The organism is Moraxella sp. CTOTU49803 (genome assembly GCF_032097965.1).
Classification (GTDB): domain Bacteria; phylum Pseudomonadota; class Gammaproteobacteria; order Pseudomonadales; family Moraxellaceae; genus Faucicola; species Faucicola tetraodonis.
Genome location: NZ_DAMCJP010000002.1, coordinates 1 through 19,632 on the forward strand (window position 1 = coordinate 1; position 19,632 = coordinate 19,632).

General features: G+C 44.2%; 15 protein-coding genes. 4 read left to right on the forward strand and 11 right to left on the reverse strand.

Translation table 11 applies throughout. From position 1 onward, the window contains the following. Nucleotides 1–350: 350 nt before the first annotated feature. The 8 genes from RT422_RS04100 to RT422_RS04135 all read right to left on the reverse strand — a co-directional run bounded on the left by RT422_RS04100 (nucleotide 351) and on the right by RT422_RS04135 (nucleotide 14,008). Nucleotides 351–2,432: a bifunctional 2',3'-cyclic-nucleotide 2'-phosphodiesterase/3'-nucleotidase gene (locus RT422_RS04100; protein ID WP_284034503.1), complete on the reverse strand. Its 2,082-nt coding sequence runs from the start codon at nucleotides 2,430–2,432 to the stop codon at nucleotides 351–353. Nucleotides 2,433–2,638: 206 nt separating this feature from the next. Next, entirely contained in the window at nucleotides 2,639–3,733 is a 1,095-nt protein-coding gene (locus RT422_RS04105) for an SIP domain-containing protein (RefSeq protein WP_284034504.1), read from the reverse strand. Nucleotides 3,734–3,810: 77 nt separating this feature from the next. Continuing rightward, nucleotides 3,811–5,943: a TonB-dependent siderophore receptor gene (locus RT422_RS04110; RefSeq protein WP_313421423.1), complete on the reverse strand. Its 2,133-nt coding sequence runs from the start codon at nucleotides 5,941–5,943 to the stop codon at nucleotides 3,811–3,813. A gap of 137 nt (nucleotides 5,944–6,080) precedes the next feature. Next, nucleotides 6,081–7,775 carry a multidrug ABC transporter permease/ATP-binding protein gene (locus tag RT422_RS04115; RefSeq protein ID WP_313421424.1) on the reverse strand — a complete coding sequence of 565 codons (1,695 nt, stop codon included), beginning with the start codon at nucleotides 7,773–7,775 and terminating at the stop codon, nucleotides 6,081–6,083. A gap of 95 nt (nucleotides 7,776–7,870) precedes the next feature. Continuing rightward, complete coding sequence (locus RT422_RS04120; RefSeq protein ID WP_313421425.1) at nucleotides 7,871–10,117, reverse strand: TonB-dependent receptor; 2,247 nt, start codon at nucleotides 10,115–10,117, stop codon at nucleotides 7,871–7,873. A gap of 105 nt (nucleotides 10,118–10,222) precedes the next feature. Further along, nucleotides 10,223–12,298, reverse strand: a complete 2,076-nt coding sequence (gene fhuB, locus RT422_RS04125; RefSeq protein WP_313421426.1) for a Fe(3+)-hydroxamate ABC transporter permease FhuB — start codon at nucleotides 12,296–12,298, stop codon at nucleotides 10,223–10,225. Further along, nucleotides 12,291–13,235, reverse strand: coding sequence for an ABC transporter substrate-binding protein (locus tag RT422_RS04130; protein ID WP_313421427.1), 945 nt, complete (start codon nucleotides 13,233–13,235; stop codon nucleotides 12,291–12,293). The genes fhuB and RT422_RS04130 overlap by 8 nt, the downstream gene beginning before the upstream one ends. After that, nucleotides 13,235–14,008 (reverse strand): ABC transporter ATP-binding protein, encoded by a 774-nt coding sequence (locus RT422_RS04135; RefSeq protein ID WP_313421428.1) that lies wholly within the window; start codon nucleotides 14,006–14,008, stop codon nucleotides 13,235–13,237. The genes RT422_RS04130 and RT422_RS04135 overlap by 1 nt, the downstream gene beginning before the upstream one ends. Nucleotides 14,009–14,179: 171 nt before the next feature. Here RT422_RS04135 and RT422_RS04140 point away from each other — a divergent pair, with 171 nt between their 5' ends. After that, a complete protein-coding gene (locus tag RT422_RS04140) occupies nucleotides 14,180–15,295 on the forward strand; it encodes a TonB family protein (RefSeq protein ID WP_313421429.1) in 1,116 nt (371 codons plus the stop codon). Nucleotides 15,296–15,444: 149 nt separating this feature from the next. Here the strand turns inward: RT422_RS04140 and RT422_RS04145 are convergent, their stop codons facing one another. From RT422_RS04145 to RT422_RS04155, 3 genes are all read right to left on the reverse strand, one after another. Beyond that, the gene (locus RT422_RS04145; RefSeq protein WP_313421430.1) at nucleotides 15,445–16,080 is read right to left on the reverse strand and encodes a nitroreductase family protein; all 636 of its coding nucleotides are present in this window, start codon (nucleotides 16,078–16,080) and stop codon (nucleotides 15,445–15,447) included. A gap of 227 nt (nucleotides 16,081–16,307) precedes the next feature. Then, nucleotides 16,308–16,724 (reverse strand): Ohr family peroxiredoxin, encoded by a 417-nt coding sequence (locus RT422_RS04150; RefSeq protein WP_159675786.1) that lies wholly within the window; start codon nucleotides 16,722–16,724, stop codon nucleotides 16,308–16,310. A gap of 265 nt (nucleotides 16,725–16,989) precedes the next feature. Next, entirely contained in the window at nucleotides 16,990–17,454 is a 465-nt protein-coding gene (locus RT422_RS04155; RefSeq protein ID WP_313421431.1) for a MarR family transcriptional regulator, read from the reverse strand. A 222-nt stretch (nucleotides 17,455–17,676) separates the two neighbouring features. On the opposite strand from RT422_RS04155, the gene RT422_RS04160 reads away from it, so the two are divergent. The 3 genes from RT422_RS04160 (at nucleotide 17,677) to RT422_RS04170 (ending at nucleotide 19,608) form a co-directional block, all read left to right on the forward strand. After that, nucleotides 17,677–18,135: an NfeD family protein gene (locus RT422_RS04160; protein ID WP_096488386.1), complete on the forward strand. Its 459-nt coding sequence runs from the start codon at nucleotides 17,677–17,679 to the stop codon at nucleotides 18,133–18,135. A 10-nt stretch (nucleotides 18,136–18,145) separates the two neighbouring features. Next, nucleotides 18,146–19,018: an SPFH domain-containing protein gene (locus tag RT422_RS04165; RefSeq protein ID WP_036603224.1), complete on the forward strand. Its 873-nt coding sequence runs from the start codon at nucleotides 18,146–18,148 to the stop codon at nucleotides 19,016–19,018. A gap of 119 nt (nucleotides 19,019–19,137) precedes the next feature. Then, nucleotides 19,138–19,608, forward strand: coding sequence for an NAD(P)H-dependent oxidoreductase (locus tag RT422_RS04170; protein ID WP_313421432.1), 471 nt, complete (start codon nucleotides 19,138–19,140; stop codon nucleotides 19,606–19,608). Nucleotides 19,609–19,632: the final 24 nt, after the last annotated feature.

Here is a 19,632-nt window from a genome sequence, read left to right on the forward strand (position 1 = left end):
GGTAGTGTGGTTCGCCCATGTGAGAGTAGGTCATCGTCAGCTCCCTATTCCAAAACACCCCCCTTACATCAGTAAGGGGGGTGTTTTTTGCTTTGTAGTTTCTCAAGATGTTTTATATTTCGTATTGTCGGAGACAGAAAAGCCTGAGACACTACCCTTATGAAAAACGAACAACAAAACACAAGTGTCGTAAAATCCGGTATAAACGTAAGGAGGGTGGCATGTCAAAGCTTGTCCGCTGTACCTTTTGCTGTACCTTTTAAATTAAAGCTTAATAAAATAGAAAAAGAAAAAGTGTGGCAACTACCACACTTTTTTTAACGATAAATAAAATACAAGTTTTTTGGCGATTAGTTTGATAAATCTATCGCATAATCTGCCAAGCCTTTATTTGAACCGTCGTCATTATTTACGACGCTAATATTGGTTAATCCTGCTTTTTGGGCAAAGTCAATTTTGTTTGCACTCGATTTAAAGGTTACAGGACCCGCTGTTTTTACTTTGGCAAACCGCCAGCTACGACTGCTACCATTATTGGTTAATGATAAATTCTTAGCCGCTTTGATGTAGTTAATCAGGACATCACGATTGGCATCAGGGGATTCAACTACATTGGTACTATTGATGCTGTAGTATTCCTTTAGACCTGAGGCACGATAGTTATTGGTTGCGATGATAAATGGTGCGTTGTCTTCAATCGGCTTGCCTTTGTAGGTTAAGTTTTGGATACGGCTACCGATAGGTTTAGTCACATCAATTTCATATTGCACATCGGGTGAGGTAAACATATCAAAGTTATACCCAGGAAAAGTGCTGATTAACGATTGTGGTGTGGTAAGACTTGGGTTTATTTGATTAAAGCGTTTGGCGGAATTCTCTAGCCATTTTTTGATCTCACTGCCTTGTATTTTTACTGCAAACACGGTATTTGGATACAGGTACAAATCAGCCGCATTGTTAATGGCGATATTGCCTTGAGCAACATCCGTATAATCTGAACCCCCTGCAAATCCGCTTTTAAATGGGGCACTTACTGATAAGACAGGGATATCTTTATATTGTGGCAAATTGGCGTTAATATAATCGCTGATATAATTGGCTTGGGCTTGGTTGACCACTTGAATCGCTGACACATCACCTACATCAGCAAAGTAAGAAGTCATTGAGAAATCGGATGTACCGATTGGGGTTTTGACATAATTAATAGTGGCATTATGTTCTGCTTGAATTAATTGAGCCACTCGCGGGTTGGCTGCTACAAAAGTTTTATCAGCATTTTGGATAGTACGCACTTCCACTTTGGTATTGTTTTTATTGACGACCCATTTTTTGCCATCAAAGGTTAGATTCAATTTGATGACCCCTAACCCTTTGCCCCAAAAACTTGGCATGACCGCAGGTACGTTGTTTAATAAGCCATTAACTTTATCAATACCTGCCTGGTCTAGGCGGGTGTCTTTGCTATTAGCATCGGGAAACACTTGGTGTGTGTGTCCCATCAAAATCGCATCAATACCTGCCACTTGCGATAGATGCCAACTGGCGTTTTCCATCGTTGGGCTGTATGGTGAGGTATCAATACCACCATGCGACAAGGCGACAATGACATCTGCACCTTCATTCTTCATTTGTGGCACGTATTTTTCTGCCATTTCTTTCGCACCGGCGGTGGTGACTTTGCCGTCTAGCCATTTTTTGTCCCATTGCATAATACCGGGTGTGGTAAAGCCAATGATACCAATTTTTAGCGGTACGGTAACCGTCTTACCATCTGGTGTGGTTGCCGTAAAGGTTTTGGTAATGATTTTATACGGCTTAAACAGCGGCTGATTATTGCGAGAACTAATGACATTGGATAAAACCAAGGGGAAGTCAGGTCCTTTACAAGCACTGGCACTTGCGGTTATGCCATCAACATTAAACTGACTGCCTGTAATTTGATTAAGATAGTTCAACCCATAGTTAAATTCATGGTTACCAATCGTACCTGCATCATATTTTAGGTCATTCATAACCTTATAAATGCCCAGTGTTTCGTCGCATTTGACAGGGTTCACTGTTGCTTGATAGTCGCCTAAAGCACTACCTTGAATGGTATCACCGTTATCTAGCAAGATATTATTGGCAGATTCACTACGAGCGTTATCGATAAGCGTTGCGGTTCGCTCAAGCCCAAAACTTTTGTCTTCTGTCAACTTATAATAATCATAACTCATGACATTATTATGCAAATCTGATGTTTCAAGAATGGTAAAGTTAAGGTTCGTATTGGTAGCGATTTGCTGGGGTTTAGGGTCATTACTTTCATTATCATTGTTATTACAAGCAACAAGTGACATGCTTGCTACAATCATGGATGTGGTAAGGCAAATGCGCTTGATTTGCGTATTCTTATAATGATGGTTGTTATAACGATGGTTTTTATAGTTCATGATCGCTCACTAAATTAGGCTCAAATAAGAGCATTGATAAATTTGTGAAATATCATAGAAAGGTTGCGTGACAAAATGATGAATAGCTATGGGCTAATAAAATTCGCCGCCCGCTGCTTAATCTGAAGCGACCCTGCAAACAACCAATTGTTAAGACTAAGCACCCAAAGACGCATTTGATAGTCTGCCCAATTCCAAGGTAACCCTTAGCTTGCTCGCCAATACACCTTAAGTACGCTATTATCTCGACTTAACTGTAATAACTCATCCAATAACAAACGCAGTTTTTTCGTTGTTGTCGCTTCAAGCCCACCCCAGATGTGGTCAATTTTGTGAGGATGTTGTTGTAAAAAATCTTGTAGTATCGTAAAAATCTGCGTATGAGGCAGTTGGTTATCATTCGCCACAATTGGCAACACCGTTGCAGGATACTGGGCTAAAACGTCTTCTAAATAAGCCAAATCTAGCGGGCTTTGCAAAAAGGTCAGTACAATCGGCGGTGTTGTCTGCTCGCTCATTTGCCACCGCTCTAACAGTCTGGCTACGGTCGGCAGTGAGGTTTCATCAGCGATTAATAGACTTTGTCCCTGTGGCTGATTAACATCGAGATGGTCGATCTTTTCGGGGAATTCTCGCTCACTGGTAAAAACATCGCCTGTTTTTAACGATTTTACCCAGGTTTCGCCAAGACTGATTTCGCCGTTTTTTTCTCCATGACAATAGATATCTATCCAAGCAAGGTTTTGCGTTTCACCGTTTTCATTCACAGTTTGCCATGCCTTACGAAGCGTATAATAGCGGTAGGGGCGGGGGTGTTTTTTTAGGTCGGTGTCGGGCAGTTTGACATCAAACAAAAACGCATAACCTGCCGGTAAATCGGATAAATCGCTATCTGTTTGCACTGTCAAACGATACATATGGTGACTGACCGCTTCAACGGTTTGCAGACAAAATTGACGCTGCTTGATGTCAATGGTTTTTTTACCTTGTTTGCGGTCACTGCGCTGCAATAAGGCGACATATTGGTCGTTGAATTTTTCAAGGGTTTGGGTCGGCTCATTAAATGCCAAAAGCTGATTGTCTAAGTGCGGCTCGTTTTGCGCAAATTGCAAATCCAACAGTAAGCCTTGTTGATAGATTTGGCGCAAGGTCGCATTTTTTAAGGTTTTTTGCTGAAACTTGGTTAAGTTTAGCAAGCCTAACGCCATGTGCTTCATATCATCACTGTGGTCTTCGTTGATGTGATCGATGATGTCGGCAATTTCGGGGTCATCAAATAAAGTCAGATTTTCTGGGTGCATAGAATGTAATTTTTGTTAAAGGGCGATAAGGAAAGGACTTGGGGTAACAAGTCCTTTGTTTAGATTTATGAACCTGATTAAAACTTCGCTGTTAAGCTAACACTGGCTTGTCGCTCTGCGCCCATCCAGCAATTGTTGCGGTCATAACAACTACCCACGTAGGTTTTGTCAAACAAGTTACTGACCGTTAAGCCCACATCGAACGTGGGGTTAATTTGATAATTACCAGCCAAATCCACCAAGGTGACGCTTGGCAAAGTATCTGAGTTTTCTCTATCAATCTGCATCCCAGCGATGTGGCGCACACCCACTTGCACCGCGGTTTTGGCGTTGGGTTTCATACTTGCCCACAGTGTGGCGTTGTGCTTGGCAATTTGTTGCGGGGTATTGCCGACCAGTTGCGGATTAAACTCATCCTTGGTGATTTCGGCATCGACATAACCATAGCCGACACCCACATTTAACCAATCATTGAAACGATGATCGGCAGAAATTTCAAAACCTTTTGATGTGGTTTCACCTGTTTGGGTTTGTTTGGTCCAGTCGATGGCAGTGACCTTGTCATTTTTGCGCGTGATATCGTAGGCAGACAGCGTGGCTTTGGTGGCTTTATCCGCTGAGCTGTATTTTATGCCGACTTCAACTTGATTGGCGGTGGTGGGCTTAAATGCTTCACCTGTAATATAGTTGACGCCTAACACGGGTTGAAATGACTGAGCGTAGCTGACATAGGGAGCAAACCCATTGTCAAGTTGATACAGGGCTGACAATCGCCCAGATGTTTGGTTGGCTTCGTTGACGGTGGTTTTTGTATCGCTACCTGTGGCAGTGGTTTTGGTGGTGCTTTTATAGTCATCATGGCGTAACCCTGCGACCACAGTGAGCTTGTTCCATTGCATTTCATCTTGTAGATAAACGCCGAATTGACTTTGCTCAATATCATCAGTTTGTTGATAGCCTGTCAAACTAAGGGCAGTTTTGCTAAATAAATCATAATCAGGATCGCTTAAATCGATGATGGGTATGCCATTGTACATGGCATCTGCGTACTTAGCGGTGCTATCAGTTTTTTGATAGTCCACACCCAATAGCAAATTGTGCGAGGTATTATCGGTAATCAGATTATAAGCCAATTGGTTATCGGTTGCCCAGTTGGTCATTTTCTCATCGGTCGTGTAGGCGGTGCGTATAAGCTTGCTGTCTGAGCCTTCGCTAAAGCCTTGATGGTAGGTGTTTTTTTGTTGGGCGTCGGCATCGGTATAACGCAAGGTATGTTTAAAGGTTAATAAATCATTGATTTTCCAGTTGATGGTCTCGCTTGGCATAAAGACTTTTTTACTAAAATCATTCCATTTATCGCCGGCGTAGGCATCCGAGTCTAACTTACCATAACTGGCTTTATACACTGTGCCAACGCTTGGTAGTGGGGTAGAAGGGACTTGATGAGGGTCATCTTGATAATACAAATTGGCAAGCACCGAGATATTGTTGCTCGGTTTGTATTCGATAGAGGGATTGAGCAGCACCCGTTTTTCTTCGGTCGTTTGCATTTGTCCGTCTTTTTCACGGGCTAATGCCACCATGCGATAATTGGTGGTATCGTTAATAGGACCTGTGCTGTCAATGGCGATTTCTTTAAGATTATTGGTGCCCGCCCGTAGTCTAATTTCGTTTTCGGGGGTGTTTTTTGGGGTTTTGGCGATTTGATTGACCATGCCGCCCGGTTCATTATAGCCGTACAGTGACGAAGCAGGTCCCTTGAGTACTTCCACGGCTTCGGTAGCATAGGCATCGACTTGGGGCATTAAATTCCAAGTTCCATCATACGGCAGCCGCATCCCGTCATAAAAGTTGGAATAATTCTTAAAACCACGCAGGGTATATTCGTCAAAGATGCCAACCGTCCCACGACTTTCGCTACTGACACCTGGCTCATAACGCAGTGCACTCGCCACACTGTCTGCTTGGCGTTGCTGCAATGTCTCTTGCTCGATACGAGAATAACTCATGGGGGTTTTTTCGGGGTCAAGGGCGGTCTTGGTAGCGGTAGTGCGGTAAGCATCACTACGAATGACCAAGGTATCTAATGTGGTTTCTGGTGCATCTTCGCTATTGGTCGCAACGTCTGCCAGCACTTGACTGGTAAAAATATGACTAATACCCACCGCCAAACTAGCCCGTATTGCTACTGATAAAAAAGATAAACGCATAAGTGACCCCGCCCTAATAAATAATTACAGAAATTTACAGTATGTTAAAAGTAATGAAAATAATAACAATAATTATTCTCATTTGCAATTATATTTAATCCGCTTTTACGAGGTTTTAGGGCAGGTCGTATAGATTCTTAATGCTCACCAATCACTGTAATGGCATCTAGACTGGCTTTTTCGCGTTGCAAACCGGTCAGCTCGCTGAGTTCGCCATTTTTCATCATCAACAATCTATCCGCCTTTTCAAAATAGCTGTCATCATGACTGATAATAAACAGCGTTTTGCCCATTTTTTGCAACATGGGAATAATAGTGTGATAAAACACACGGCGATAGGCAGGGTCTTGGTCGGCAGCCCATTCATCAAGCAGTAAAATAGACTTTTCTTCGGCGACAGCAAGCAGCATGGCAAGGCGTTTGCGCTGCCCCTGCGAAAGTTCGGTGGCGCTAAGTTGGTTATCGGTGACGCTGACTTTTTCTTTGATGGCTAAAATATCTAGCCAATTATCGATTAACTCGGCATTGGGCGTATTTTGCGCGCTTCCCATCACAGTTTTAAACAGATAAAAATCGCTATAAATCGCTGAAAATAACTGGCGATAATGGGGGTAATGTTCTGAGGCGACAGGCTGGTTATCGATAAAAATACCGGTGTTTTCCGCAAATTTAGGCTGATATAACCCTGTGATGAGCTTGGCAAGTGTGGATTTTCCGCTACCATTGGCGCCAATTAAGAACACCACTTCGCCGCGTTTTAACGTAAAGTTGATATGCTTTAAGCCAAAATTTGCGCTATTGTCATAGTGATAATTTATATTTTTAAAAGTAATGACTTGCCAATTTGGGGTTAAAATTTGGGTATCAAAATCTGGGCTATAGTCGGCAAGCTGTAATGACTGTATTTTTTCCAAGGCAACTTTAGCCGTTTGCACGGTGGGAAATGCCCCAATCGCCATCAGTAAAGGCGACTGGATAAATAATACGGTGAGGGCAAACGTAGTAGCGGTGGCGGTATCTACCCAGTGATAAATATTGGCTAGGGCATAAATCACCCCAATTACGGCAAACATCATAATATTTGACCAGCTTACGGCTGATAAATGAAAAGTATCTGCTTTGACAATATGGTTGAAATAGTCGCTTGCGTGGCGTTGATAATCATTGGTAAATAGACGTTTGGCACGTTCACGATTTAAGGCAAGTTCTTTTCGTCCATCAATCACCGCTTGATAATCTTGATACAGTGCATCATTGATTTCTCGTAATGTGGCTAAATGGGCATACACATGGCCAACGAGTTTACTGCTGATAAAAATGGTCAGCGTAATACACCCCATGACCACAAGCAGCATTGGCACGGATAAAAACCCCAAATAAACCGCGGTCGCTGTGCAGATAATCACCCCTTGCACCAGCTCAGGCAAGCGTACAAATGCCACGGTAATCGACTGCACATCGGTAGTTAAGCTGGCTAACAGCTTGGCACTACCGATTTTTTCAACTTGGGCAATTGAAGTGTCTAAGATACGTTTTATCAGTTGCGAACGTAATTCAAACACAAAGCGATGCCCTAACTTAGTCAAGGCAAGCTGTGACATAAACGTTGTCGCTAATAAACCCATAATCGCTACCAAAAATACCGCTAATATCTGCCAACTGCCTAAGAGGGGATTATCAGTGCCGACTGCTGTGATTAAAAAACGGTTAATAAAGGCGATAATGGCGACATTCACCAAGGCATTAAGCAGATTGAGCAAGATGACTTTGATAAAGGCAATACGATGCTGTTGCCAGATAAGGGTCATAAGGGGCATGGTAGTAGGGAACATGTATTTCCTGTTTAGCTTTTATTTTTTAGCCAGTCTCAAATAAAAATCGGACAAAGCAAGCTTCATCCGATGGCAAACGTTAACAATGGGTAAAATTAAAAATCAAAGGTCGCTGACAGCTTCAATGTGCGTGGCTCACCTAAGGTAAGATAGCCTGCACCGTTGTCACCTGCCGTATTTTCATAACCGCCCACCGATGACCAGTAGTCTTTGTCGGTGACGTTAGCAATCACCCCTTTGAGCGTGACTGCTTTACCAGCAAGTTGGGTTTTATATCTTGCGCCCAAATCCACAGTGGTGTAGCCATCGACTTTTAGGGTGTTGGCATCATTGGCGTAACGTTTGCCGGTATGGATGACATCGCCTGTTAAGGTTAAGCCGTCTACTTGGGGTAAGTCATACTCTAGCCCTAGGTTCAACAGGTGTTTTGCTGCACCGATAACTTGCTTCCCTTCAGTGGCATCGCTACCGGTGTCTTTTTGTTGGGTATCAAGGAAGGTCACGCCGCCTAGCACTCGCATATTGGCGGTGGGTTGTCCATATACATTGAGCTCAACGCCTTTATGTTGGTTTTTGCCGTGCGCTTCAAAGGTAGTATCAACGGTAGTATAACGCGGCTTGTTGGTTTGAAAAGCGGTGAGACCTGCACCGATAACGCCGCGGTCGTATTTCACGCCGATTTCGCTTTGTTTGGTGACGTACGGTGACATGGCTTGACCTGCATTGGTCAGCTCAGTTGTTACGCCATCGAGGGTGGTAGTGAGTGGGGCAGTTTCGCCTTTGCTGAGGCTTTGCATATAGTTAGCAAAGACTGACCATTCATCGGTTGGGCGATATAATAGGGCAAACGCAGGCGTGGTTTTACTTTCTTTATATTTGCCATTACTGGCTTGGGTGGTGGGGTCAAAACTTTCATCTTCAATGGTTTGGTGTCTTGCCCCCAAGGTCACTTGAAGTTTATCATCCATGAAGGCTAGGGTGTCTGCCAATGCCACACTGGTGAGCGTGGTTTCGCCTGTCTTGGTAGGATGGTCGATATCGCCACCTGCCAACGCCGCCGCTGACCAGCTGGGTTTGGCGTACGAGGTTGGGTGATATAAATTGGTCGTCAGCGTGTTTTGCCAATCAAATTGATAAGGTGCTTTTATCTGTGCTTTATAGATATTGCCAGACACTACCCAGTTATGGTTGATTTTGCCTGAGGTCAGTTTGCCACGGATACCGATTTCGCCTGTGTTAATGTCATCCTCACGGGCATTGTCAAAGCGGTAGGTGGTGCCATCGCCATTTAAATTGGTGACCGTCAAGTTAGCGAGCGAGTTCTCTTCTTCGCCATGACGAAAGCCATACGCGCCATACGCAGTCAAATTTGGGCTAAGGTCATATTCAGCCCGTAATGTGCCAAACACATCTTTTTCATTTGAATAACTCCACGGTTGCGACCAGTTGCTTTTGGCATCAGCGGCATTGGGTACACGGGTCAAACCTGACAAGGTGACATTGGTGCGTGTTTTTTGCAGTTCGTTATTTTGATAGCCCAAATCTGCCGATAACCGCATGTTATCTTGGCGATAATCTAAGCCCAAACCGACCAAACCCAATTTGGCTTTTTCATCATCGACTGCTGTACCGCCGTCTTGATAGGCGACATTGGCACGCACACCGTACGCTTGATTTGCGCCAAACCGTTGTCCCACGTCTAGGGCAATTTTACCGTTTTCGGCATTTTCGCTGCTGATAGTGACTTTACGAATCGGCGTTTGAGTGGCTCGCTTTGGCAGCAAATTCACTGTGCCCCCTTTATTACTTCCCCCGGGTGCCATGCCATTTAGGAAGGTACTCGCGCCACGTTGTACTTCGACCCGCTCAAATAGCTCGCTTGCGATAGATTGGCGGGGCATAATGCCGTATAAGCCATTCATCATGGTATCGTCAGAGTTGGTGACAAATCCGCGAATCAGATAGGCTTCTTGAAAGTTACCAAAGCCACGAGCCACACGCACCGTTGAATCTTTTTTTAGGATATCGCCAACAGAATCCGCTTGTTTATTTAAAATAAAGTCATTGGTATAGGCTGTGGTCGAAAAAGGCGTTTCCATGGTCGATTTATTACCCAAAATACCGATACGGCTACCGGTGGCGACTTGCCCACCTTGATAGGCGGGCGGCAAACCAGTTTTTGACGCATCCGCACTTGCAGTGACCACGATTTCATCGAGTAGGGTTTCTGTGGCAGCATCCGTGGTATTGGATTCTTCTGCCATCGCCGCGGTTGATAATAAGCCAATCGTACTCGCTGCCAAAGACGAACGCACGGCTAAAGATAATAGGGATAAACGCATATTCAATCACTCAAAAGACAATAGATAAAACATTTTTGCGAATGATAACAATTATTATTTCTATTTACAATAAGTAATGATAGCGTAACCAAAGAAGTTATGTTTTTAATTTTTCATACCTTTCATCAACCATAAAAAATATAAGCCGCCTATGATGGAAGCGATTGTGCCAGCAGGTATTTCATAGGGAAAAATCGCATAACGTCCCACCCAATCAGCAATCAACATCAGTCCTGCGCCCAGTAGCGCTGATAAGGCTAATTGGTGGGGTAACTGCACAGCCCCAAGTGTCTTGGCTAAATGCGGCGTCATTAACCCAATAAAACTTAGCGGTCCAACCGCCAGTGTCGAAACAGTGCTTAACACTGCTACAAGACTAAAAATCAGTATTTCGCTACGTTTTACTGATACGCCCAAACTGCGAGCCATCGTTTCATCTAGGCTAATCACCCTAAGCGGCTTTAGTAGCAAAAAACTGAGCAAAAATAACACAATACCAATGACCATTAATGCCCACGCCGTCACAGGATAAGCATGGTATGTTGTACCTGATAGCCAATTGAGCATCGCTTGTAAGCGAGGGTCGCCTGACAGTTTGATTAAAGTTAAAATGCCACCCATCAATGCAGAAATCGCCACACCCACGAGTAACAAATAACTGGAGGATAGCCGACGAGCAAGCCACAAAACCAACAGTAACACCAAACCCGCACCTAACAGCCCACCCAATAACGGCAATCCCAATGCCCAAAAAGAATCGGTTGCCAGTCCCAGTGTGCCTAATATCACTGGACTGAACACGAACACCAATACCACTCCCAATGCCGCACCTGAACTGATGCCCATCACTTCAGGACTTGCCATCGGATTGCGCGTCAAGTTTTGTAATAGCACCCCTGCCGTAGCCAGCATGACACCTGTTGCCATTGCCGATAAGGTACGCGGCAGACGAAAATTCTCGATAAAACTTGCCTCGGTATGCCACCCAAAACTGCCCATTGCATTAGGGGAAATATGTAATACACCTACCGTCACAAGCAGCAACAACCCTACCGAAACCGCCCAAAAACCGCCACCAAAATATCGGCGTTTGACGACCAATAGGCTAGGGCTTTGTTCGGCAATCATGGGTTGTTTACTTTGTCGAATGACCAACCAAATAATCAACCCGGCACCTAATATCCCTGTGACCGACCCCACAGGCAGCGTTATATTAAGTAATGGTTTGAACCAGGGTGACAGCAGCGTCACAATGTTATTGGTCAGCCATAACAACATCGCCCCAAAGGCAAATCCTGCCATTAAGCGTTGCCCAATCGGGCGAATCGCTACTACATTAACGACACTTGCCGCAGCCAAACCGATAAAACTTAAAACGCCCACGCGGCTTACCACGCTTGCCGTGACGACCGCAACAAGGGTTACTACCAGCATACGCACGGCAGCCACAGGCACGCCCAAGGCTTTGGCTTGGCGTTCATCAAGGCTCATGATGGTTAAAGGTTTGACCAAAAACAACAAGATAACGGGCAAGATTAGGCTTATTAGCACAAAAAACTGGCTGTTTTGCCAACTGGTTTGGGTTAAGTTACCGCTTTCCCATGCCATAACGCCCATTACCCTTTCTGAGAAAAAAATCATCAACAGTGAGGATATAGCAGAAAACAAAATATTGACCACCAAACCACCCAAAATGAGCACCACAGGATTCATACGACTGTTGGCAGCAATTGCAAACACCAAGCCCATACTCAGCAATGCGCCAACAAATGCCACCCAAAAGCTACCATACAAGCCAAAACTGGGAAAAAACAGCGTCACAATTAATAAAGCCAATTGTGCCCCTGTCCCTACCGCAAGCGTACTATCTGAAGCAAGGGTATTTTTGACCAATTGCTGTAGCAAGACACTGACTACGCCCAGTAATCCCCCGGCAAATATCGCCACTAACATAGTCGGCAAAATTTGTAACTGCGCCACCATTTGCGCTAAGGTTAGCGACTGTGAACGGGCAAATAATAACCCCAAGGCATCATGCCAAGTGGTTTTAAGGACTAAAGCCGTGGTCATTAAAACCAGCGACAATAAGCCACTAAAAAGCCAAAGGGCAGGGGAATTAAAGGGTTTGATAATTCGCTGATTATCTCGCTGGTTATGTTGTAGCCTAGTTTTATTACCCATTCGCCTTGCCCCCTAACCAATGAGCCTGATTTAATCGCTCGCCAAATACCACCATAGAAGACACGCCGCCATACAGCCAAATCGGCGGTAATACTGCCATACAGCGGTTACTGTTAGCACTTGCGCCATAGCCTAGCCGTTGCCACAGCAAATTTTTGGCTAATTCTTGACGTAGCATAGGACTAAACGGCTCAACCACTACCAAACAGGTATCGTCATCAAGTTTTGCCAAATCACCCAATGCCAGCGAATTAAATCCCCAAAGATTGCCTTTACCCATCTGATCTTCAAGGGTAATCAAATTTAACCCCATCACCTCAAATGTCGGTCGAAACAGGCTATTGTTGGTATAAATCCGCAAATTATTGCTATCGGCAAACTGCACCACCGCAATTTTTTTGATGTGGGGATGCTTTTGGCGAAATGTCGCACCAAGCTCGCCAAGCTGTTTTTTTGACTGCATTAAAAATTGCTGAGCGCGTTGCGGCTGATGAATAATTTCACCCAGCTGAAGAGTCGGTTCAGCATAGTCCTCCCAAGTTGCTATCGCGTTTTTTGACATAAAACTTACCGACTGATGGGGTGTGTTGCCGTAAGCAGGTCTTAGGTGGGCATAAAAATCATTATCAATAATCACAATATTGTTAGAAGGTGAGGTGAGTTGGGCAAGCCGTTCAAAGTTTGGGGTGAATCGTTCCCCAATATCGATAATATCACTTGGCAGCGAGGGTGTACCCACCCATTCACGGTAGCTTTTGGTATCGCCTGTGGCAATCGGTGGATAGCCTAGGGCGGTGAGTGTCGAAGCCACCGCCCAATCAGGGGTGATGACTTTGACGCTGTGAGCCTCTGCGGGCGGTGCTTCAAGCTTTAAAGCCCCCTGAGGCTGGCAAGCTGTCAAAAAAAACAAAACAATCAGCAAGCAAAAAGCTCTCATCACACCACCGCCACTTTATTTCCGGTGACTGGGTGACTTAATAAATGCAAATTGATACCAAAAATCTGGTCAAGCACTTGCGGTTGCATAGTACTGGCGATATCACCCACATGACAAAGCTTGCCATTTTTTAACGCAATAAACTCATCACAAAACTGTGCCGCAAGATTAATATCGTGAATAATAATCACAATCGCCTTGTTTTTCTGCCGTGCCAAATCACGGATGAGACGCAGTATTTCAACTTGATAGACGATATCGAGCGGGGCAAGTGGTTCATCAAGTAGCAAATAGGGCGTATCTTGGGCGATACACATGGCAAGCCATGCCCTGGCGCGCTCCCCTCCGGATAGCGTTGCCACTGATTGCTCGGCAAACGGCGTGACTTGGGTCAGCGCCATTGCTTCACGCACCTTAGTATGGTCTTGTGGCGTAGGCTTTTGTAGCCATTTTTGGTAAGGGTATCGCCCTAACATCACCAGTTCGGCAACGGTAAATTGACTGGCATCAGGCAATTTTTGCGGTAAATAGGCGACTTGTTGGGCGAGGGTTTTTGGCGGTAAATCAAAGATTGATTTGTCAGGCAAATCCTGTAATAAAATCTGTCCGCTAGTGGGGGTGGTTTCCCCTGCCAAAGCTTTAATCAATGTCGATTTGCCCGAACCGTTATGCCCAATTAAGGCATAGATTTTTCCCCTCTCAATGGTGACATTGATGTTGTGTAAAAGGGTTTTTTGTTGGCGCATGACGGTAAGCGATTGGGTGATTAGCATGAGTTGACCCGGGTCAAAGTTTTAAAATAGCAAATCATAGCACTGATGATAATAATTATCATTAATTTTTATAAATAAGAATTAATATCATTTAAGATATTGATAACGATTATCATTCACACTATAATACAGCGATTTCAAAAGTTTCCCTAAACATACAGCGCTATAACTATGTCTATCCAACGTCACGCTAACTTTAGTCCAGCCCATTTCTCAAACGATATTAGCAGCATAGTCGATAAAAAGTCGGGCACGTTGGCACTGATTGGTGTATTGAGCTTACATGGTATCGTAGCGATTAGCTTGGCAAATATGGCAACGCCTGATATCAAACCGCCCAACGTCACGCCACCGTTAGAAATTAGCTTTATCGCGCCACCACCTGCGGCAGACAAGGCTGAAGAGATGACGGTAACAGCCGAGCCAAAACCGATAAAACAACTACCTAAACCCGTCGAAAAGCCAACAGAAAAGCCCATAGAAAAAATAGCAGAAAAACCAAAAGAAAAGCCGATAGAAAAACCCATCAGCAAGCCTATCGAGAAAACAGTCGAAAAACCGATGGCTAAGAAACCTGTAGAACAACCGATTAAACCATTACCCGAACCGTCGAAACCAGCTGAAAAAACTATCGTCAAGCCGCCACAAGTTGACCAAGACATTGTCATGGCAAGGCAACTAGCCCTCGCCAATGAGCGAGCCGAAAAAGCGCAAAAACAACAATTTGAGCGCCAACAAGCACTTGCCAGACAGCAAGACTTAAAACAACAACAAGAATTGGAACGGCAACAAGAATTGGAACGCCAACAAGCGCTTGCACGGCAAAAAGCGTTGGACAACCAATTAATTGAACAACAAGAGCGTGAGCGCAAACAAGCAGAAATAGATCGTCAAAAAGCGCTAGCTGATGCCAAAGCCAGACAAGCGGATGAAGCTAGGGCGAAAGCCGAAAAGGCAAAACAACAACAAGCCGATAAGGATAAAGAAGCCCAGCAAGCGCAAAATAATTCACCTGTGAGCTTTTCGGCAGGGCAAGCAAGTTGGCGACGGCAACCTAGTTTTAGCTGTCATAGTGAAGATCTGGAAAACGGCGCATTAACAGCGATTATTCGCTATACGGTGGACAAACAAGGCAATCCAACCAGCGTCACCTTAGCCAAATCGACCGGCAATGTCAGAGTCGATAGACAACTGTCTATGCAGGCTAAGAGCGGCAAATTTAACCCCTTTACCAAAAATGGTGTACCGGTGGTGGGTATTGTCAATCTACCGGTTCGCTGTCAATAACTATGATTGTTAAAAAATCCGTTCTTCATAAAGCTTATCCCCGTACAAATTGCTTTAACCAATATCACTTGCCCATTGTAGATATAAAAAACCCTCTAAATAAGCGATTTAGAGGGTTTTTCTTAGCGGTTTTTTTGCTAGCTAATGAATTAATTGTATTCAATCACAAAATCTTCAGTGGCTACGCGTACTTTTGCCATAGGCGCAATCCAATCACGTGCTGGATCTGAAACACCCACGTACATGATTACGATACTTTTTAGCCCCAATTTCTCTAAACCTAATACTTCGTCAATCAGCTTAGGGTCAAAGCCTTCGGCAGGGCAACTGTCTACTTTAAGCTCTGCTGCTTGTGCCAATGCAAGTCCCAAGCCAATGTAAGCTTGGCGAGCGATATGTTCAAAGTTTTCGTCTGCGCTTTTTTTGGCCACACTTGCTTTGAGCATGGAAGTATAGCTATCAAAACGCCCTCTAGGCAAGCCACGCTCATCTGTGGTCATGTCATATACGTTATCAATTTTTTCGGCGCTATAATCCTGCCAACCTGCAAAAACAAGCACGTGAGAACATTCTTTCATGCAGTCAGGATTGAGCGCACCCGCCACTAGCTGTTCTTTGATAGCTTGGTTTTTGACCACGATAACTTTAAAGGGCTGCAATCCTGATGAGGTGGGCGCCAGTCGGGCGGCTTCGATGATTTTGTCGATATTTTCTTGACTCACGCTTTGGTTTGGGTCAAAGGCTTTGACGGCATGGCGCCATTGTAAATTTTCAATCAGTGACATGAAATATTCCTAATCTAGTGATAAAACTATAACGATAATAGTAGAGCGATAAAAGTTATTGTCCGAGCCTTTAAACAAAGCTATAGAAAGCTCGTTGTTACCAATTTTGTCATTGGCTGTTAGAACGCTTGAAAGGCTTTCAACTTGCTCAACAAAACGGTGAATGTGCCCAAATTGGTCTTTGACATTTGAGCACGCTGCTTGCAATGGAAATTATGTTAAATTGATTATGCCACGACCTTGGTATGAAGGCGTACGTCAACATTGCCACGCACGGCATTAGAATACGGGCAGACTTTGTCCGTCGTTTCAACCAAGTCTTTCGCTTGTTCTTCGCTGACGCCACTAAGTTCAATATACAAATCGATGTCAAGCGCATAACCGCCTTGGGTATTCATGCCAAGCCCAACCACTGCTGAGGTTTTTGAGCTGACGCCTTCTAGCTTCATACGCTGTGCTACATGAGTCAACGCATTGTCAAAACAAGCCGCATAACCCATGGCAAATAATTTTTCTGGGTTGACGCCTGTGCTATTTTGCTCAGGGGATTGTAAATCAAAGCCCAGTGAACCATCTTCTAGTGCAACGTGACCTGAGCGGCCGCCTGTTGAGGTAGCAGTTGGGGTTTTATAAAAAATTTTCATAAGAGTACCTTTTTTTGAATAATTAACTTGCGTGAATGAAAAAAATCGGCGATAAGCGTTATAACATTCGCCACAGTATTTAGGTTTTAAAAAATTATATTTTACACAATATAATTTTCAGTGCCTAGACAATGTAATCAAATTCTCACACGCTGTATACAAACTAATAACAAATGACTAAAAATGCTAAATCTAACGATACCCTAACAAGACGCATGATAATAGATAAGACTTAAGCAGATAGCGCTTAAGGCTAAAAATTTGTTTAATGGTTTTTGGGTGATAGATTGTAGGTACACACCTCTGTATGAGTCGAGCAGAGTTTCTGTGCTACTCGTTGTAGCAGATCTATTGCTTCGTCATCTAACTGCATGGCAGCTAACATAGCACTAGGAATGGACGCAGCTTGAACTTTTAGGGCATCCCCTTTGGCAGTGAGCGATATTTGTACCACCCGTTCGTCTTGGGTGGCACGCTCACGATGCACAAAGCCTTTGGCTTCAAGACGCTTTAATAAAGGCGTCAGGGTGCCAGTATCAAGGTCTAAGAAATCGCCCAATGAGCCGACAGTTTGTGGACTTTTTTCCCATAGCACCAACATGACAAGGTACTGTGGATAGGTCAAATCCAAGGCTTTTAGCAGGGGACGATAGTGGTTAATGATACTTTTTGACAGTGAATAAATAGGAAAACATAATTGGTTACTCAGTTTGAGGGCATCAAGGCTCATCGTATTTTTTGGGACTCTAGAGATGAAAGGGTCATTGACCACTATAGGAAAAAACGCATCTTTGTGCAATCATTAACCACAGTTAGCGGTCTGCGAGGTCAAGCAGTTAATAGCCGATGAGAGTGCATAATCTGACAAAGATGGCGGGTAAATAACGGCATTTGTTTTTAAATTCATAATCTTGCATAATGGGTTTGGTATACTAAAAATCAAGGTGGGGATATGCTAATTGAGCCTTGGCACTGGCTGATTTTGGGGTTAGTGCTGATTATTCTTGAACTATTCTTGACCAGTTTTGTGAGTTTATCGATTGGTGTGGCGGCGATTGTGGTGGCCGCTTTGTCATGGTTATTACCGTTTAGCTGGTTTTTTTGGCTGATGGTATGGCTGATGCTGTCGGTGATTTTTACTATCATTGGTTTTAAATTTATCAAGCCGTATATGCAAAATCGTACCACAGCAGGATTGGGTTCGGGGGTTATCATTGGGGAAACAGGCATGATTGTTCAAAGTCCGCAAGCAGATAAATTGGGCAAGATTCGTTTTAGTGTACCAATTTTTGGGGCGGATGAATGGGTGTGTCGTAGCTACCAAAGCGCACCGCTGGCAGTTGGCGATAGAGCCATTGTCGTGGATGTCATTGGAAATGAGTTGCTTGTAGAATCCACCAAGCATCAATAAAGGAATTGTCATGGAAGCGTTGAGCGGTATTGGTATTTTTTTGGTCGCCTTTGTGCTATTTACCCTTTATAAAGGGGTAAAAATCGTACCACAAGGGTTTAAATGGATTGTACAGCGTTTGGGTAAGTACCATCAGACCTTAGAGCCTGGGTTGAATTTTATCATTCCTTATGTCGATAACGTGGCGTATAAAGTAACCACCAAAGACATAGTGCTAGATATTCCATCGCAAGAGGTAATCACCCGTGATAACGTCGTGATTATCGCCAATGCGGTGGCGTATATCAATATCGTGCATCCAGAGCGCGCCGTGTATGGTATTGAGAATTATGAGCAGGGCATTCGTAATTTGGTACAAACCTCACTGCGTTCTATCATTGGTGACATGGATTTTGACAGTGCGCTATCATCGCGTGACCAAATCAAAGCCGCGCTAAAAATGTCAATTTCTGATGATATTGCCGATTGGGGAATTACCCTAAAAACCGTGGAAATCCAAGATATTAGCCCATCACCCACCATGCAAATGGCGATGGAAGAACAGGCAGCTGCGGAGCGTCAACGCCGTGCTACAGTGACCAAAGCAGATGGCCAGCGCCAAGCGGCGATTGCAGAAGCTGATGGACGTCTTGAGGCGTCACGGCGTGATGCCGAAGCGCAAGTAGTACTGGCACGAGGCAGTGAGCAATCAATTCGCTTGATTAGTGAAGCGGTGGGCGAGCGCGAAATTCCGCTGCTATATCTACTAGGTGAGCAGTACATCAAAGCCATGACTGATATGTCAAAATCACCGAATGCCAAAACCGTGGTACTGCCTGCTGATATCTTAAACACAGTACGCGGTATGATGGGGGAAGTGGGCGATAAAATCCACCGTCCTTAAATTTGGCATCACTCACCTGCTCATCAAAACGCTAACTTAAAACGCTGACTGAAACCGCATCACCTTGCGGTTTTTTATTCGCCAAAATTGGGTAATCATGACATTTTAGGATGTAAAATATGCGTAAAATGAAAAATTTACTATTGGTATTACATACGCCATCAGATAATACCCAGCGATTAGCAGAAGTTGCAAAATCCGCCACACAGCTAGCGGATATTGATAACGTCACTGTGATTGTTAAAACACCGTTACAAACCCAAGTGGAAGATGTGTTAAAAGCGGATGCCATTATCATTGGCACGACCGAAAATTTTGGTTATATGGCGGGGTTAACCAAGGATTTTTTTGAGCGAATTTATTACCCTGTGCTAGAGCAAAAACAAGGACTGCCTGTGGCGTGTTATATCCGTGGGGGGCTTGACGGTACAGGTAGCAAACGCGCGGTAGAGAGTATCGTCACGGGGTTGCGTTGGCGCTGGATACAACCGCCCTTGGTATTAAAAGGTGAATGGTCAAGTACATTTGATGAGCAAGTCGCTGAGCTTACCATGGCAGTCTGTGCGGGTTTATCATTGAATATTTTATAACCGCTTTATCATGATTTCCGAGTA

What these genes read in the sequence shown, in the direction of transcription:
- RT422_RS04100 (WP_284034503.1), bottom strand. Translation starts at nt 2,432, where the DNA reads ATGAACTATAAAAACCATCGTTATAACAACCATCATTATAAGAATACG.
- RT422_RS04105 (WP_284034504.1), bottom strand. Translation starts at nt 3,733, where the DNA reads ATGCACCCAGAAAATCTGACTTTATTTGATGACCCCGAAATTGCCGAC.
- RT422_RS04110 (WP_313421423.1), bottom strand. Translation starts at nt 5,943, where the DNA reads ATGCGTTTATCTTTTTTATCAGTAGCAATACGGGCTAGTTTGGCGGTG.
- RT422_RS04115 (WP_313421424.1), bottom strand. Translation starts at nt 7,775, where the DNA reads ATGTTCCCTACTACCATGCCCCTTATGACCCTTATCTGGCAACAGCAT.
- RT422_RS04120 (WP_313421425.1), bottom strand. Translation starts at nt 10,117, where the DNA reads ATGCGTTTATCCCTATTATCTTTAGCCGTGCGTTCGTCTTTGGCAGCG.
- fhuB (WP_313421426.1), bottom strand. Translation starts at nt 12,298, where the DNA reads ATGGGTAATAAAACTAGGCTACAACATAACCAGCGAGATAATCAGCGA.
- RT422_RS04130 (WP_313421427.1), bottom strand. Translation starts at nt 13,235, where the DNA reads ATGAGAGCTTTTTGCTTGCTGATTGTTTTGTTTTTTTTGACAGCTTGC.
- RT422_RS04135 (WP_313421428.1), bottom strand. Translation starts at nt 14,008, where the DNA reads ATGCTAATCACCCAATCGCTTACCGTCATGCGCCAACAAAAAACCCTT.
- RT422_RS04140 (WP_313421429.1), top strand. Translation starts at nt 14,180, where the DNA reads ATGTCTATCCAACGTCACGCTAACTTTAGTCCAGCCCATTTCTCAAAC.
- RT422_RS04145 (WP_313421430.1), bottom strand. Translation starts at nt 16,080, where the DNA reads ATGTCACTGATTGAAAATTTACAATGGCGCCATGCCGTCAAAGCCTTT.
- RT422_RS04150 (WP_159675786.1), bottom strand. Translation starts at nt 16,724, where the DNA reads ATGAAAATTTTTTATAAAACCCCAACTGCTACCTCAACAGGCGGCCGC.
- RT422_RS04155 (WP_313421431.1), bottom strand. Translation starts at nt 17,454, where the DNA reads ATGAGCCTTGATGCCCTCAAACTGAGTAACCAATTATGTTTTCCTATT.
- RT422_RS04160 (WP_096488386.1), top strand. Translation starts at nt 17,677, where the DNA reads ATGCTAATTGAGCCTTGGCACTGGCTGATTTTGGGGTTAGTGCTGATT.
- RT422_RS04165 (WP_036603224.1), top strand. Translation starts at nt 18,146, where the DNA reads ATGGAAGCGTTGAGCGGTATTGGTATTTTTTTGGTCGCCTTTGTGCTA.
- RT422_RS04170 (WP_313421432.1), top strand. Translation starts at nt 19,138, where the DNA reads ATGCGTAAAATGAAAAATTTACTATTGGTATTACATACGCCATCAGAT.